Origin of the sequence: Rhizobium sp. SYY.PMSO, from assembly GCF_046840415.1 — a bacterium.
Taxonomy (GTDB): Bacteria; Pseudomonadota; Alphaproteobacteria; order Rhizobiales; family Rhizobiaceae; genus Rhizobium.
Genome location: NZ_CP177349.1, coordinates 3,133,552 through 3,148,875 on the forward strand (window position 1 = coordinate 3,133,552; position 15,324 = coordinate 3,148,875).

12 protein-coding genes and 1 riboswitch are annotated in these 15,324 nt (G+C 62.0%); of the genes, 7 read left to right on the forward strand and 5 right to left on the reverse strand.

Annotation, left to right across the window (positions count from 1 at the left end; genetic code table 11):
- The first annotated feature begins 22 nt into the window (after positions 1-22).
- The 5 genes from ACJJVH_RS15210 to ACJJVH_RS15230 all read left to right on the forward strand — a co-directional run bounded on the left by ACJJVH_RS15210 (position 23) and on the right by ACJJVH_RS15230 (position 6,996).
- Complete coding sequence (locus tag ACJJVH_RS15210) at positions 23-1,558, forward strand: MDR family MFS transporter (RefSeq protein ID WP_412064272.1); 1,536 nt, start codon at positions 23-25, stop codon at positions 1,556-1,558.
- A gap of 70 nt (positions 1,559-1,628) precedes the next feature.
- Positions 1,629-1,745: riboswitch (TPP riboswitch) on the forward strand.
- 50 nt (positions 1,746-1,795) lie between these two features.
- Positions 1,796-2,824: a thiamine ABC transporter substrate binding subunit gene (gene thiB / locus ACJJVH_RS15215; protein ID WP_113369761.1), complete on the forward strand. Its 1,029-nt coding sequence runs from the start codon at positions 1,796-1,798 to the stop codon at positions 2,822-2,824.
- Between the two features lie 10 nt (positions 2,825-2,834).
- Complete coding sequence (thiP, locus tag ACJJVH_RS15220) at positions 2,835-4,472, forward strand: thiamine/thiamine pyrophosphate ABC transporter permease ThiP (RefSeq protein WP_412065174.1); 1,638 nt, start codon at positions 2,835-2,837, stop codon at positions 4,470-4,472.
- Positions 4,465-5,193 carry an ATP-binding cassette domain-containing protein gene (locus ACJJVH_RS15225; RefSeq protein ID WP_412064273.1) on the forward strand — a complete coding sequence of 243 codons (729 nt, stop codon included), beginning with the start codon at positions 4,465-4,467 and terminating at the stop codon, positions 5,191-5,193. The genes thiP and ACJJVH_RS15225 overlap by 8 nt, the downstream gene beginning before the upstream one ends.
- Before the next feature lie 270 nt (positions 5,194-5,463).
- Positions 5,464-6,996 carry a M48 family metalloprotease gene (locus ACJJVH_RS15230; protein WP_412064274.1) on the forward strand — a complete coding sequence of 511 codons (1,533 nt, stop codon included), beginning with the start codon at positions 5,464-5,466 and terminating at the stop codon, positions 6,994-6,996.
- A 46-nt stretch (positions 6,997-7,042) separates the two neighbouring features.
- Here the strand turns inward: ACJJVH_RS15230 and ACJJVH_RS15235 are convergent, their stop codons facing one another.
- The 5 genes from ACJJVH_RS15235 to ACJJVH_RS15255 form a co-directional block, all read right to left on the reverse strand.
- Positions 7,043-7,906, reverse strand: coding sequence for an RNA polymerase factor sigma-32 (locus tag ACJJVH_RS15235; RefSeq protein ID WP_112796143.1), 864 nt, complete (start codon positions 7,904-7,906; stop codon positions 7,043-7,045).
- 409 nt (positions 7,907-8,315) lie between these two features.
- Positions 8,316-8,888 carry a CarD family transcriptional regulator gene (locus tag ACJJVH_RS15240; protein ID WP_069611538.1) on the reverse strand — a complete coding sequence of 191 codons (573 nt, stop codon included), beginning with the start codon at positions 8,886-8,888 and terminating at the stop codon, positions 8,316-8,318.
- 397 nt (positions 8,889-9,285) lie between these two features.
- Positions 9,286-9,624 (reverse strand): ferredoxin FdxA, encoded by a 339-nt coding sequence (fdxA, locus tag ACJJVH_RS15245; RefSeq protein WP_112795978.1) that lies wholly within the window; start codon positions 9,622-9,624, stop codon positions 9,286-9,288.
- A gap of 206 nt (positions 9,625-9,830) precedes the next feature.
- Positions 9,831-10,235 (reverse strand): RNA-binding S4 domain-containing protein, encoded by a 405-nt coding sequence (locus ACJJVH_RS15250; RefSeq protein ID WP_113393808.1) that lies wholly within the window; start codon positions 10,233-10,235, stop codon positions 9,831-9,833.
- A gap of 3 nt (positions 10,236-10,238) precedes the next feature.
- A complete protein-coding gene (locus ACJJVH_RS15255; protein ID WP_412064275.1) occupies positions 10,239-13,397 on the reverse strand; it encodes a helicase-related protein in 3,159 nt (1,052 codons plus the stop codon).
- A 1,233-nt stretch (positions 13,398-14,630) separates the two neighbouring features.
- Here ACJJVH_RS15255 and ACJJVH_RS15260 point away from each other — a divergent pair.
- Both ACJJVH_RS15260 and ACJJVH_RS15265 read left to right on the forward strand, forming a co-directional pair.
- Entirely contained in the window at positions 14,631-14,786 is a 156-nt protein-coding gene (locus tag ACJJVH_RS15260) for a DUF3309 domain-containing protein (RefSeq protein ID WP_112795974.1), read from the forward strand.
- 44 nt (positions 14,787-14,830) lie between these two features.
- Positions 14,831-15,085 carry a YMGG-like glycine zipper-containing protein gene (locus ACJJVH_RS15265; RefSeq protein WP_112795968.1) on the forward strand — a complete coding sequence of 85 codons (255 nt, stop codon included), beginning with the start codon at positions 14,831-14,833 and terminating at the stop codon, positions 15,083-15,085.
- Positions 15,086-15,324 lie beyond the last annotated feature (239 nt).

Consider the following 15,324-nt stretch of genomic DNA (forward strand, 5'->3'; position numbering starts at 1 on the left):
CCAAGCTGGGATTTCTTGCCCCATGGACATGCAGACAACATTGGCCCCGCTCGTGGCGGATCATAAACGGCGGCTTATCCTCTTCCTGTTTCTGATGACCGCCATGTTCATGGCGACGCTCGACAACCAGATCGTATCGACGGCGCTTCCGACGATCGTCGGCGAGTTCGGGCATCTGGAGCGCTTCGGCTGGATCGGATCGGCCTATCTTCTCTCCCTATCGGCCGTCATGCCCGTCTACGGCAAGCTCGGCGACCTCTTCGGCCGCAAATATGTGATGATGGCGGCGATCGCGATCTTCACCGCCGGCTCCGCCGTCTGCGGTCTTGCCGTGTCGATGAACACGCTGATCGCCGCCCGCGTGCTGCAGGGTCTCGGCGGCGGCGGCATCATGGTATCGATCTTCGCGGTCAACGCCGACATCTTCGAGCCGCGCGAACGCGCCCGTTACCAGAGCTATTCGAGCCTGGTGCTGATGGCCTCCGGCGCCATCGGGCCTGTTCTCGGCGGCACGATGAGCGATCTGTTCGGCTGGCGCTCGATCTTCCTCGTCAACGTGCCGATCGGCTTCATCGTGCTCACCGGCCTCGCCTTCATGCTCCCCTATCGCAAGCCGGCCCGCCGGCCGAAGATCGATTATGCCGGTGCCGTCGTCCTTGCCCTGACGACCACGAGCATCGTGCTTGCCGCCGATGGCAGCGAATTGTTCGGATCGCTGCTGTCGCCGCAATGCCTCGGCATCATCGCCTTCGGCGTGATCTGCGCCATTGCCTGGGTCTTCATCGAGCGCCGCGCGCCGGAGCCGATCGTGCCGATGACGCTGTTCCGCAATTCAACATTCGGCCTTCTGCTGATCACCTCGATCACCAGCGGCGCCGTTGCCATCGGCATGGTCAATTATTTCGCGCTCTTCCTGCAGACGACGACGGGCCTTTCACCCTCGATGGCCGGCCTGCTGTTCATTCTGCTGACCGGCGGCCTCGTCTGCGGCTCGCTGTCGGCCGGCCGGCTGATCGCGGCAAGGGGGCGCTACAAGCCCTTTGCGGTCGCAAGCGCCGCCTGCAGCACCATCGCATTCGCCTCGCTCGCCTTCGTCCATGCCGGCACGCCCATCGTCTTCATCGGCGGCCTGATGCTCTTGCACGGCATCGGCATCGGCCTTGCGCAGCAGGTGCCCGTCATCGGCGTGCAGAACGCGGCCGCTGCCCGCGATGTGGGTGCGGCGACCGGCGCCGTCACGCTGTCGCGCATGGGCGGCGCCTCGATCGCCATCTCCATCTACGGCGCCATCATCGCCGCCAAGCTCGGCAATGTCGGTGTTTCCATCGCAGGCGTTCCCGACATCGAGGAACTGACGCCGAAGATGATGGCCGCTCTGCCGGAGGCAACCCGCGAAGCCGTCGCCAATGCCTATGCCAGCGCCTTCAGCCCGCTGTTCATGACGGCCGCCGGCATCTGCCTGCTCGGTCTTCTGACCTCCCTGACGCTGAAGAACGTGCAGCTTCCCGGCGCAACAAAGAAACTGGACGGCGTAGCTGCTGCCCACGCCGCCGAGTAACGCCTCCCGCCCATAATCGGCAAGGGAATCATTTCCCTTGTCATCCCGTCGTCACAAGGCTAAATCTGCCGACGCTCTAACGGGGTGCCTTATGTCTTTGCGGACATCTGGCTGAGAGGCTTTGACCGGCCAACCCGCGGAACCTGATCCGGCTAACACCGGCGGAGGGATTAGACGCGTGACGAAATCATAGCGCCCTTTTCCCCTTCAAGACGAAACCAGAGAGGAGGCGCTGTCATGCAACACCGTTCGCTATTGTCATTCTTCGCCGGCTTGGCCCTTGCCGCCGGAACGACCCTTTTCGCCGCACAGCCAGCCGCCGCGGCCGACAAGACCCTGACCATCTACACCTATGAGAGCTTTACCGCCGACTGGGGTCCGGGCGCCAAGGTCAAGGCGGCCTTCGAAAAGACCTGCGGCTGCACGGTCAACTATGTCAGCGTCACCGACGGCGTGGCGCTTCTCTCCCGCCTCAAGCTGGAGGGCGCGGGCACCAAGGCCGATGTCGTTCTCGGCCTCGACACCAATCTCGTCGACGAAGCCAAGGATACCGGCCTCTTCGACGCAAGCGGCATCGACACCTCGGCCCTCAAGGTTCCCGGCGATTTCAAGGACGATGTCTTCGTGCCCTACGACTACGGCCACTTCGCCGTCATCTACGACACTCAGACGGTGAAAAATCCGCCGAAGAGCATGAAGGACCTGGTCGAGGGCGATCCCTCGCAGAAGATCGTCATCGAGGATCCGCGCACCTCGACGCCGGGTCTCGGCCTTCTGCTCTGGGTCAAGTCGATCTATGGCGACAAGGCGGCCGACGCGTGGACGAAGCTCAAGGGCCGCATCCTGACCGTCACCCCCGGCTGGTCGGAAGCCTACGATCTCTTCACCAAGGGCGAAGCGCCGATGGTGCTCTCCTACACGACGTCGCCGGCCTATCACATGATCGAGGACAAGACCGACCGCTATCAGGCGGCCGCCTTCTCGGAAGGCCATTACATCCAGATCGAGGTCGCCGGCCTCATCAAGTCTTCGCCGAACAAGGATCTCGCCCGCGACTTCCTGAAGTTCATGATCTCCCCCGGCTTCCAGGACATCATCCCGACAGCCAACTGGATGATGCCGGTCTCCGCCACGTCGGAACCGCTGCCGGATGCCTTCAGCAAGCTCGTCGTACCGTCGAAGACCTTCCTGATGAGCCCCGCTGAGGTCGACAAGAACCGCAAGGCCTGGATCGACGAGTGGCTGACCGCCACCAGCGGCAACTGACACCTTGACCATCCTGACGGCACCCGAACGAAGACGCGCTATTTCCGGCGGGGCGCTCAGCCTTGCCGGCATCGTCTTCTTCGTGGGAGTTGCCGTGCTCGTCCTGCTGGCCGCCGGCATCGAATCCGGCGGCGAAACCACGCTGACCGATCCCTACCTGCTGCGCGTCCTGCGCTTTACGCTGCTGCAGGCAACGCTTTCGACGCTCCTTTCCATCGCGCTCGCCATACCGGTCGCGCGCGCTTTGGCGCGCCAGCCGCGCTTTCCCGGCCGGTTATGGCTGATCCGGCTGATGGCCGTGCCGATGGGCCTGCCGGTGCTGATCGGCGCGCTCGGCCTGCTCGGCATATGGGGCCGGCAGGGGCTGCTCAATCAGGCGTTTGCGGCGATCGGCCTGTCGCAGCCCGTCAGCATTTACGGGCTCGCGGGCATCCTGCTGGCGCATGTCTTCTTCAACATGCCGCTCGCCTGCCGGCTGATGCTTGCCGGGCTGGAGCGCGTGCCGGCGGAATACTGGCTCGTGGCCGGCGGGCTCGGCATGCGGCCCGCCTCGGTCTTCCGCTTCATCGAATGGCCTGTCCTGCGCGGCCTCATTCCCGGCATTGCCGGCCTGATCTTCATGCTCTGCGCCACCAGCTTCACGCTCGTCCTGATCCTCGGCGGCGGCCCGGCCGCGACGACGCTGGAGGTGGCGATCTATCAGGCGCTGCGCTTCGATTTCGATCCGGCGCGCGCCGTGATGCTGTCGCTGCTGCAAATCGTCGTGACCGTGGCGATCCTCGGCGCCATGACGCTGTTTCGCGCGCCGGACGATCATGGGCTGACCAGCGGCCGTACGCTGCGGCGCATCGATGGACAGATGGCTGCGGCGCGATGGGCCGATGCGGTCATGCTCCTGCTCACAACGCTCTTTCTCGGCCTGCCGCTCGCTTCGGTCGTTGTTGCCGGCCTGGAGGCCAACCTTCCGAAGCTGGCGATCCAGCCGATCTTTCTGCAGGCGGCCGCCACGAGCCTTGCGATCGCACTCGCCGCCGGGCTTCTCGCGGTCCTGATATCATTTGCGATCATTCGCGCCCGATCGGCGATATCGGCAGGTCGCCGCAATTCAATCGGCCTGCGCGGCCTGGCGATCGCATTGAGCGGAAGCTCGTCCCTGATCCTGCTGGTTCCGCCGATCGTACTGGCAACAGGCTGGTTTCTGGCGCTCAGGCCGCTGGGCGATCCCAGCAGGTTCGCCGCCATCCTGATCGTGATCGTCAATGCGCTGATGGCGTTGCCCTTCGTCATTCGCGTCATCGAGCCGGCCTATGCCGTCCATCGTCGGCGCACCGAACGGCTGGCGGCGAGCCTCGGCCTTCATGGCGTCTCCCGGCTGCGCCTCATCGATTGGCCGGGCCTGCGCAAACCGTTTTTCACGGCGCTCTCCTTTGCCATGGCCCTGTCGCTCGGCGATCTCGGCGCCGTGGCGCTCTTCGGCTCGGATAGCCTGATGACCCTGCCGTGGCTGGTCTACAGCAAGCTCGGCAGCTACCGCACCAATGATGCCGATGGCTACGCGCTGATTCTCGGCCTGGTGTGCCTTCTCCTGACCATCGCAGGCACGGCGGGCCAGGGCACGGACGATCACGAAAGCAGACGACATGACTGACGGCAACGACACGAGCGAACGAGCTATCGCCATGGACGGCGTAGAGCTGCGCCTCGGCACACATGATTTCCGCTTCGATTGCGCATTGCCGCAAGGCAGGATCATCGCCGTCGCCGGCCCCTCGGGATCCGGCAAATCGACCTTTCTCAATCTGCTGGCCGGCTTCGAGCAGCCCGACCGCGGCCGCGTCCTGCTGGCGGGACAGGACGTGACCGGCCTGCACCCCGCCGAACGGCCGGTGTCCCTCGTCTTTCAGGACAACAACCTCTTTGCCCATCTCGATCTCTTCACGAACATCGGCCTCGGCATCAGCCCCTCGCTGAGGCTTTTGGCGCAGGATCGGCAAAGGGTCTCGCAGGCTCTGGCACGCGTCGGGCTCCCGGGTTTCGAGAAGCGCAAGCCGGGAACGCTCTCCGGCGGCGAACGGCAGCGCGCCGCCTTCGCGAGAGCACTGGTGCGCGACAAGCCGATCCTGTTGCTGGACGAACCCTTCGCCGCCCTCGACCCCGGCTTGCGTTCCGGCATGGTCGAGCTCCTGAAAACCCTTCATCGGGAAACCGGCAATACGGTGCTGATCGTCTCGCACGATCCGGCGGAGGTGCGGCGCCTTGCCGACCACGCCGTCTTCATCGACGGCGGCGCCATCAGGCTCGCCGCGCCCATCGAGACCTTCCTGACGACGGACGGCATTCCGGCACTGACCACATTTTTGCAACATTGAATGCGTCGCAGCATCCCGCCGCCGGCTTTGCCTTAATTTCGTCGCGGCAAGCGGCTGAAAGTCCTGGGGAAAGCTTGCTAAAATACAACGCTGCCACATTTAAACGGAGTCTCGCTATGCAACCGGTGCCAAAATCGGCTACAGCAACGGGTGGAGACCGTCCGGGCAAACGCGGACCGATGCGGGTGGAAACAACCTTTATCGGCGCGCGAGGATGATCGGCCCGGTAACGATCAACCGGATATGGCGCCGAGCCGGCATGGCAGCGAAATGAGTAGGATACAGGTACTGAAGCAGAGCAAGCGAGCAGAACGAAGGATCGGTGCGACCGTCGCAACCCATTTGCGCCGCCTTGTCCCCCTCCTTGCTGCCGCAATCATTTTGGACAGCTGCCAGACGGTGCTGGACCAATCCTATCAGCCGAGCGTTTCGCCCTCCGCCAATCCGCAAATCGTCTCCGAGGTGCAGAAGAACGATCCGCGCGCGCAGATGGGCGCCCGCGAGCATCCGCGCATCCTGGCGAGCTATGGCGGCGAATACAAGGATGCCAAGACCGAGCGCCTCGTCGCCCGCATCGCCGGCGCGCTCACCAGCGTCTCGGAAAATCCGCAGCAGTCCTACCGCATCACCATCCTCAATTCGCCCTCGATCAACGCTTTCGCATTGCCGGGTGGCTATCTCTATGTCACCCGCGGTCTGCTGGCGCTTGCCAACGACGCTTCTGAGGTCGCCGCCGTGCTGTCGCACGAGATGGCGCACGTCACCGCCAATCACGGTATTGAGCGCCAGAAGCGCGAGGAGGCTGAGGTCATCGCCAGCCGCGTGGTTGCCGAGGTGCTGTCGAGCGATCTGGCCGGCAAGCAGGCGCTTGCCCGCGGCAAGCTGCGCCTTGCGGCCTTCTCGCGCCAGCAGGAGCTTCAGGCCGACGAGATCGGCATCCGCACGCTCGGCCAGGCCGGCTACGATCCTTACGCCGCCGCCCGCTTCCTGAACGCCATGGAAGACTACAGCCGCTTCATGTCGGCCAATTCCGATGCCGACCAGAGCCTGGACTTCCTGTCGAGCCACCCGAGCACGCCGCAGCGCATCGACCTCGCCAAGGCCCATGCGCGCGAATTCGGCGAGGAAGGCAAGGTCGGCGATACCGGCCGCGATTATTACTTGAACGGCATCGACGGCCTGCTCTATGGCGACAGCCCGGAGGAGGGCTATGTGCGCGGCCAGACCTTCCTGCATGGCGGCCTCGGCATCCGATTCGACGTGCCGCCCGATTTCCGCATCGATAACAAGGTCGAGGCCGTGATGGCGACCGGACCCGGCGATATCGCCATCCGCTTCGACGGCGTTGCCGATACGGAAAACCAGAACCTCACGAACTATATTTCCAGCGGCTGGGTGACGGGCCTCGATCCGTCGTCGATCCGGTCGATCACCGTCAACGGCATGCCGGCCGCAACCGCGCGCGCCTCTGCCGATCGCTGGGATTTCGATGTGACCGTGATCCGCGACCGCACGCAGATTTTCCGCTTCCTGACGGCGGTGCCGAAGGGCAATATCGCCCAGCTCGATCAGACTGCCAATGTGCTGCGGGCGAGCTTCCGGCATATGACGCCGGAAGAGGCGGCCTCGCTGAAGCCGCTGCGCGTCCGCGTCGTCACCGTCAAGCCCGGCGATACCATCACCACGCTCGCCGCGCGCATGATGGGCACGGATCGCAAGCTGGACCTGTTCAAATTGATCAATGCCCTGCCAACCGGGGCAAACATTGCGCCGGGCGACAGGGTCAAGATTATTTCGGAATGACGGTCAGCCCGCCATGCCGCGGGCGAAAGACGAGGACAAGCCGCGCTCAGGCGTAGCTTGCCATGCGGGGATCCGCATCCACCAATGCGTTGCGCAACTTGTCCATCGCACGGCTTTCGATCTGGCGCACGCGCTCCTTGGAAATGCCGAGATCGGCGCCGAGCTCCTCGAGCGTCGCGCCGTCTTCGACCAGACGTCGTGCCTGGATGATCTTCATTTCGCGTTCGTTGAGATGCTTCAGCGCCGATGCGAGCCAGATGCGGCGGCGTTCGCCATCGATCATGTCCGAAACCTGCTCGTCGGGAAGCGGATCGTCGCTGATGAGAAAATCGATGCGCTCGGCGCTTTCGGAATCACCCGATATCGACGGTGCCTGCAAAGAGGTGTCGCTGCTGGAAAGCCGCGCATCCATTGTCTGCACATCGGCAAGGCTGACACCGAGCGTGACGGCGATTTCTTCATGGATGGACTGGACGGTAACGCCCGAATTGCTGCGAGCGAGCTTGGCGCGCAGGCGGCGAAGATTGAAGAACAGCGCCTTCTGCGCCGAACTCGTACCGCCGCGCACGATCGACCAGTTGCGCAGAATATAGTCCTGGATCGAGGCGCGGATCCACCAGCTTGCATAGGTGGAAAATCGGACTTCCCGCTCAGGCTCGAAACGGGCGGCGGCTTCCAGCAGCCCCACATAGCCTTCCTGCACCAGATCGCTCATCGGCAAACCGAAGTTGCGGAATTTTCCCGCCATCGAGATGACGAGGCGCATATGGGCGGTTGCGATCTGATTGCGGGCGCCACGATCGTCGTGGTCCTTCCAGCGAATAGCCAGATTATGCTCTTCGTCGCGATCGAGATAGGGAGCAGCCATCGCAACTTTGATCATGCGCCGATCTGCAGACATATTCGTCATATGCATCTCCTGGGGTTCGGCCTCAAATCGTCTCTATGCCGCGGTCGACGAAAAGGGCAGCAAGCATCGTTTCCGAACATCGCTGCTCGGACGAAAATCAATGAATGAAATTGCAAATTGGAGACCGATATCCGGCTCGTCCGGATGATCGATGACTAGTCTAGTTCGATCTCAGCGAACGGGTCTGACGATTGAAGCATCTTCAGATCGCCGGGGAGCTTCGAATGAAAACGCATAAGCCGGTCCTCGTGAATGTCTATAAAGCGGCCTGTGTGGAAACGCACTCCTGCAGGAGTGCAACCACATCGACCGCCAACACGAAGCTTTAACGCGGCGCGATGAAAAAGGTTCCAAAGAAAAAACCCGGCACGAAGGCCGGGTTTTTAAAGCAGTATGTGGCGCCTCGGCCTTATGCGGCTTCGTCCTGGGAATCGTCGTCGTCGACGACCTTGCCACGCTTCGGACCCTTGTTGAGATTGGTCTCGACAAGGCGAACGGCCTCGGTTTCGGACATCTTGTTGACGGCGGCAATTTCGCGCGCCATGCGATCGAGCGCAGCTTCATAGAGCTGCCGTTCGGAATAGGACTGCTCCGGCTGGTTTTCGGCGCGATAGAGGTCGCGAACCACTTCAGCGATGGAGATCAGATCGCCGGAATTGATCTTGGCATCATATTCCTGGGCGCGGCGCGACCACATGGTACGCTTCACGCGGGCCTTGCCCTGCACGACCTTCAGCGCCCGCTCGACGAAATCCGTTTCGGAAAGCTTGCGCATGCCGATGCTCATGGCCTTTGCCACCGGCACCTTCAGACGCATCTTGTCTTTCTCGAAATCGATCACGAACAGCTCGAGCTTCATGCCTGCGACTTCTTGCTCTTCGATCGCAGTGATCGTGCCGACACCGTGGGCCGGATAAACGATCGCTTCGCCGGTCTTGAAGCCATGGCGTGCTGCTGAAGGTTTTTTCTGCTGGGTCGTCATTCTTTTCAAAAACTCCCTGTTACGCGCCCGGTTGGGGCCGGGGGCCGGGTCAGTCAGGCCCGGATGAGACGGCAGTACCGTCGGGTCACTTCATCCTGGTCCAGCCAGACTTATGCAAAAAGAAACCATCCATCGCGATCCGGGACCCGACAACACAAAACGTTGATATGTCAAGGAAACCGCGTACGGATTGGTGATTTGCTTTCGTGATGGTTTTGGGCATCCAAAATGCCGCAGTGGATCAGTATGGGGACCCTATCACAAAAATCTGAGGAAATCAATAATTTGCTGCACACGCGTCGACGAGGACGCGTTGACCGCCCTGCGGCCCAACGGCAGTGATTCGCTCCGTGCGATATCGACTACACCTTTATCGGCGGCCTGTCACGACCTTCGATCAATCGCCGGCACCGGGATTCGTCGAGAAATATTTCTCGAACTTGCCCTGTTCGCCGTCCATTTCCTTCGCCTCCGGCATCGCGTCGCGCTTGACCGTGATATTCGGCCAGACGGCGGCATACTCGGCGTTGATCTTCAGCCACTTGTCGAGCCCCGGCTCCGTATCGGGCTTGATCGCCTCGGCGGGACATTCAGGCTCGCAAACGCCGCAATCGATGCATTCGTCGGGATGGATGACGAGAAAGTTCTCGCCCTCATAGAAGCAGTCGACGGGGCAGACTTCCACGCAATCGGTATATTTGCAGCGGATGCAATTGTCGGTCACGACATATGTCATGAAGCACTCCAGGAATGTCTCTAGCTTCCGCGGATGCGCAACCTGGAACGTCGCACGATGCCGCGGAGCCGAACGGGCAGACGGATGCATTACAAGCAAACGCGCCGTCCGGCTGGTTACCGGCAGGTTGATCGTGAGGTATCGACTTTGTCAGCCAATTTCAAGGACAAACAATCTTGAAAACCGCCCATGACGGGCAGAGTTTTCTAATCGTCGTCCGAGGTCAGGCGATCGATTGCACGGCGATCGCGCTTCGTGGGTCTGCCGCTTCCCGGCGCCCGCGACGCCTGTTCGAAGAGGGTGAGGCGTTTTGTCTCATCCGGCGGCGGCGTCAGATCCTCGTAGAGCAGCTTCGCTTCCTCGAAAGGCCCCCGGCGCTCGCCGGGCGCGCGCACGACCAGGACGACATCCCGCCGCTCCAGCGACAGTTCGATGCGATCGCCGATCTTGACGGCGAAGCTCGACTGCACCACCCGCTCGCCGTTCACCCGCACGCTGCCGTTCTGTACATAAAGCTGCGCCAGCGAGCGGGATTTCACCATGCGGGCAAAGAACAGCCATTTGTCGATGCGCTGGCGCGAACCGGAAAATGGCTGCCTCTCGTCCGTCATGGCCTATTTCTTCATCTGCTCCTTGAGGGCAGCGAGCTTGGCGAAAGGAGAATCCGGGTCGATCGGCTTTTCCTTGCGAGGCGGCTTGGCTTCGAAACGCAGCGGCTGCGATGCGCCGCGATTGTTGCGATCATTGCGGTCGCCGCGATCCTGACGATCGCCTCGCTCGCCGCGATTGCCCTGATGCTGCGGACGGCCGCCTTCGCGATTGCCGCGCGGACCCTTGTCGCCGCCGCGGCCGTCACGGCCATCGCGGCGATCACGCCCCTCGCGGTTGCCTTCACCGCTCCCCTGCTCGCCGCCACTGCGGCGGTTGCCTTGCTGGCCCCGGCCTTCGCCCTGCTGGCCGCGACGGTCGCCGTGGCCACGCCCGCCCTGACGCTGCTGATGGTCGCTGCGACCGCCCAGACGCCAGAGAAGAACCGGCTTCGGCTCCGCGGGCTCGGCGGCAGCTTCCACAGCCGCACCGGCTTCCGCAGCCGCGGGAACCGCGTCAACAGTGGCAGGAGCTTCCGCAGCCGCCGGAGCGGCTTCGGTCGCCGCTTCCGCGGGAGCAGCCGCTTCCTGGGAAACGGTCTCGGCGTCCTTGGCCGGCTCGTCGACCGCCGTGTCGACATCGTCATGATCGGCCTTTTCGGCCGCGGCATCCGCAGCCGGTGCCGCAGCACTCGAGGCCGCATCCTGCTGAGCGAGGAAAGCCTGGGCCTCTTCGGCCTTCACGGAATCGGCCCGATAGCCGAGACCCTTGAGGATTTCCTCCATATCTTCCAGCGTCGCGCCGAGGATCGAGAGCATCGAGGTCGTCGAGGTGAAGCGACGGCCGTCATAGGCGCCCTCGGGACGCGAGGCCTGGCCGGGCTTCCACTGCAGCAGCGGACGGATGATGTCCGCCAGACGCTCGAGAATGTCGATGCGCACCGCGCGCTTGCCGAGGAACCGGAAGCCGGCGAGCTTGTAGAACATGCGCTCATAGCCCGGATCGGTCACAACCGAGGTGCGGCCGGCGGCCAGAACGGGGATCAGGTCGCCGTAGCCCGGCTTGTCAAGGCCGTCGTTCTTCAGGGCCCAGAGCAGCGTGATGAGCTCGGCCGGAGCCGGCTTCAGCAATGCGGGCACGAAAATATGATAGGCGCCGAAGCGAACGCCGTAGCGGCGCATGGAGGCGCGCGCATCCTGATCCAGCGACTTCACTTCCTCGGTGACGTCGCGACGGAACAGAACGCCGAGATTCTCCACCAGCTGGAAAGCCAGCCCCTTGGCGAGACCCTGCAGATCCTCGGCGCGCTGCAGATCGTCGAGCGGCTTCAGGATCGTGCTGATGTGATGATTGACGAACCGTTCGATCCGGGCGGAGACGTGATCGCGCGCGTTGCCGGTCAGCTGCTCGTCCGCGAGCAGGATGACGCGCGGGCGCATGATATGCTCGCTGCCCGACAGGCGGGCCACGGGATCGCCGAGCCAGCGCACCAGGCCATCGGCGCTGATCGCAAGATCGCCATTGCCGGCAGCATGCAGGCGTGCGGCGCGCGCCTCGAATTCAAGCCCGAGCGCCTTCTGCGAGGCGGCCTGGACAGCCTTGGCATCCGGTCCCTCGGTGCCCGCGATAGGCGTGAACCGAAATCCGGTCAATTGCCCCACATGATGCCCCTCTACGAAGACATCTCCATTCACACTGATTTCAGCTTCCAGCATCGCATTCTCTCTCAGGCGCTTCATGAGCACAGATGTCCTGCGATCAACAAAGCGTTTCGTCAACCGTTCATGTAACGCATCGGACAATCGATCTTCGATTTCCCGCGTCTTTTCTTGCCAGTGTGTCGGATCGGCAAGCCAGCCGGGCCGGTTCGACACATAGGTCCAAGTCCTTATCTGCGCGATTCGCGCCGAAAGCGTGTCGATCTCACCGTCCGTCCGATCGGCGCGATGCACCTGTTCGGCCAGGAAATCCTCTTTCACCGTGCCATAGCGCACGAGATCGGAAAAGAGGACGGCTATGAGATCGGCGTGCTGGGCAGGCGTGATGCGCCGATAGTCGGGAAGCGCGCAGGCCTCCCATAATTTTTCAACCCGGGCCGGGCTGCTGGCAAGATCGACTATCTCCAGATCGCGTGACAAATATTCCAACGCCTGCTGGTCTACCGCAGGCAGCGCCCGCGTCAAGCCCTGCACGCGTGGCGCGTTCTCCAAACTGGCCCGCAGGGCCGCGATCGAGGCGAAATCCAGATCCTTGCTGCGCCATTGCAGCACCTTCACCATATCGAATTCGTGCCCCTCGATCCGGCGCACCAGTTCGTCGTCGAAGGGATCCACCTGCCCCGTCACGCCGAAGGTGCCGTCCTTCAGATGACGGCCGGCTCGGCCGGCGATCTGGCCGAGCTCGGCCGGATTGAGGTTGCGGAACTGATAGCCGTCGAACTTGCGGTCCTGGGCGAAGGCGACATGATCGACATCGAGGTTGAGGCCCATGCCGATCGCGTCGGTCGCAACCAGATACTCGACATCGCCGGCCTGATAGAGCGCCACCTGCGCATTGCGGGTCCGCGGGCTCAGCGCGCCCAGAACGACGGCCGCACCGCCGCGCTGCCTGCGGATCAGCTCGGCGATGGCATAGACCTCGTCGGCGGAGAAGGCGACGATCGCGGTGCGCTGCGGCAGGCGCGTGATCTTCTTCTGCCCGGCATAGAAGAGATGCGACAGCCGTGGGCGCTCCAGAACGGTAATCCCCGGCAGCAGCTGCTCGAGGATCGGCCGCATCGTGCCCGCGCCGAGCAGCAGGGTTTCGTCGCGGCCGCGCAGATGCAGAATACGGTCGGTGAAAATATGCCCGCGCTCCAGATCTCCGGCAAGCTGCACCTCGTCGATCGCGACGAAGGAGGCGCGCGTTTCGCGCGGCATGGCTTCCACGGTGCAGACGGAGAAGCGGGCATTGGGCGGCGATATCTTTTCCTCGCCGGTGACAAGCGCGACATGCTGGGCCCCGACCTTCTCGACGACGCGCGTATAGACCTCGCGCGCAAGCAGCCGCAGCGGCAGGCCGATCACGCCGCTGCCGTGCGCCACCATGCGCTCGATGGCATAATGGGTCTTGCCGGTATTGGTGGGTCCGAGCACCGCGGTCACGCCGCGTCCGCTCAGGATCATGGGCTGCGAAGTCTGAGTCATGGGTCCGTGCATGGGTGAGAAACCGCCATCGTGCGATCGGCAAGCTTCTCCTTGAGGAAACGAACAGATGACGACCATATGTGACAAAGGCAAGACCTGAATGAAAAAACACATGCGGCAACAAGCGATTTCATTATTGGATGCCTCAACCATAAGTTATATTTGCTCTGCATCCCATGCGAGTCCCAAGGATTCCGGAACAGCCTGAGAACGAATCGGAGACGAATCGCTGACTCGCCACCGTTCCTTATTTGTTCACTACAACATATGGATTTCAACGAAAAGATTCCCACCAGATGCTGAATCTTGTTTTCATGCCTTTTCCGCGGGAAAAGGAGTCAAGCGCGGAGTCCGCCATGGCGGGAAATCCCCGTCATTTCTTGGTTAATTATTTGTAAATCATGCAAATTTCTCTTGTTTGACCGCCAGCGTTAACAACCGGGTCAAAGCCGGAACGAATCGGCGACGAATCGTTGATTCCACGCGATTCCGCTTTTGTTCCACACAACATCTTGCGCCTTTCGGGCGGAAACCCGCCGGACTCCGAATGGTTGAGCCGGGGATTCCGCCCGAATCTGCGATTGCGGCCAAGCTTTTAACGAGCGCAAATATAATGAAGGGCCAAATACACGCACAGGATGAATACATCAGCTTTCCGATCGGCGCCGCAGCGGGCCGATGACAAATCGCGGAGATGCGCCGGCGGATTTCGGCATGACGGCACCGCAAATGAGCAGGCAGCAGCGGACCCAACGGCGGATTTGCTCCGCATGAAGCTCTCAGCCTACGGCGTCACCTTTCGGCGATCCGATTCGCGCTCGTTTTTGCTCTATCGACCCCCGGCAAGCCGGCAACGAAGCTCCGACATTAACCAGGGTCCAAACACAGAACGAATCACCGACGAATCGCAGACATACGATCTTTCCCGTTTCGTTCACCACAACCCATTGTATTTTAATGGTATTTTAACCATAGAAACTCGTCTCTTACAGCGCGCCCGGCTCCCGCCCGATCGCATCGCGTTAACGTTTCGCTGACCATCGGGACAGCTCCCTCCCCGCATTTTTATTTCTCAGCCGGAACAATTCCCGGGGCCGCAAGTTTCTATGAGCAGAATTGAAGAAGTCCGCCTGCCACTAAGAATAGATTTGAGCTGGGGGCGCTGAAACATGACGCCGCGTCGAACAGGACGTTAGCGTAACAGTCAAGCGACGGACATGGAGGAAACATATCATGCTTGGTACGGTATTGCTTGTCATACTGATTCTGCTGTTGATCGGCGCACTTCCCAACTGGGGTTATAGCCGTGGGTGGGGGTATTTCCCTTCGGGCGGTCTCGGACTTGTCCTCGTCATTGTCCTTATTCTGCTATTGATGGGGCGGATTTGATCCGCAGATCATGTTCAAACCTCGAAAATCAGGGAGCTAACACCATGAAGAAGATCATCGTTGCGATCGCCCTCGTCGGCGCTTTGGCCTCGTGCACGTCAACGGAGAGAGGCACAGCCATCGGTGCCGGCACCGGTGCCGTGATCGGCGGCGTGGCCACACATAGCTGGGGTGGCGCAGCAGTCGGCGCCGTGGCCGGCGGTGTCGTCGGCAACCTCATCGGCCGCTCCCATGAGCGTCGTGGCTACTGCATCTATCGCGACCGCTATGGCCATCGCTACGAAGCCCGTTGCCGGTAAAGCGCTTCCGCTTTTCTTCGAATCGCGAAGACGCTCTGTCGTTGTTTTCAAGCAATTCCAAACGGAAAACCGCCACGCATTTTTCCGGGAATTGCTCTAGAGCCGAAACCTCGTGACCGGCGGCAGTCGGCCGCCGGTCACGACCTCAAGGCTTTGGCGGCGTCAGGCAATAGCGGTTTCTGAACAGAGACCCTCTTCCTGCGCGCGCCAGCGCGGGAAGCAAGCAGTGTTTTGAGAAA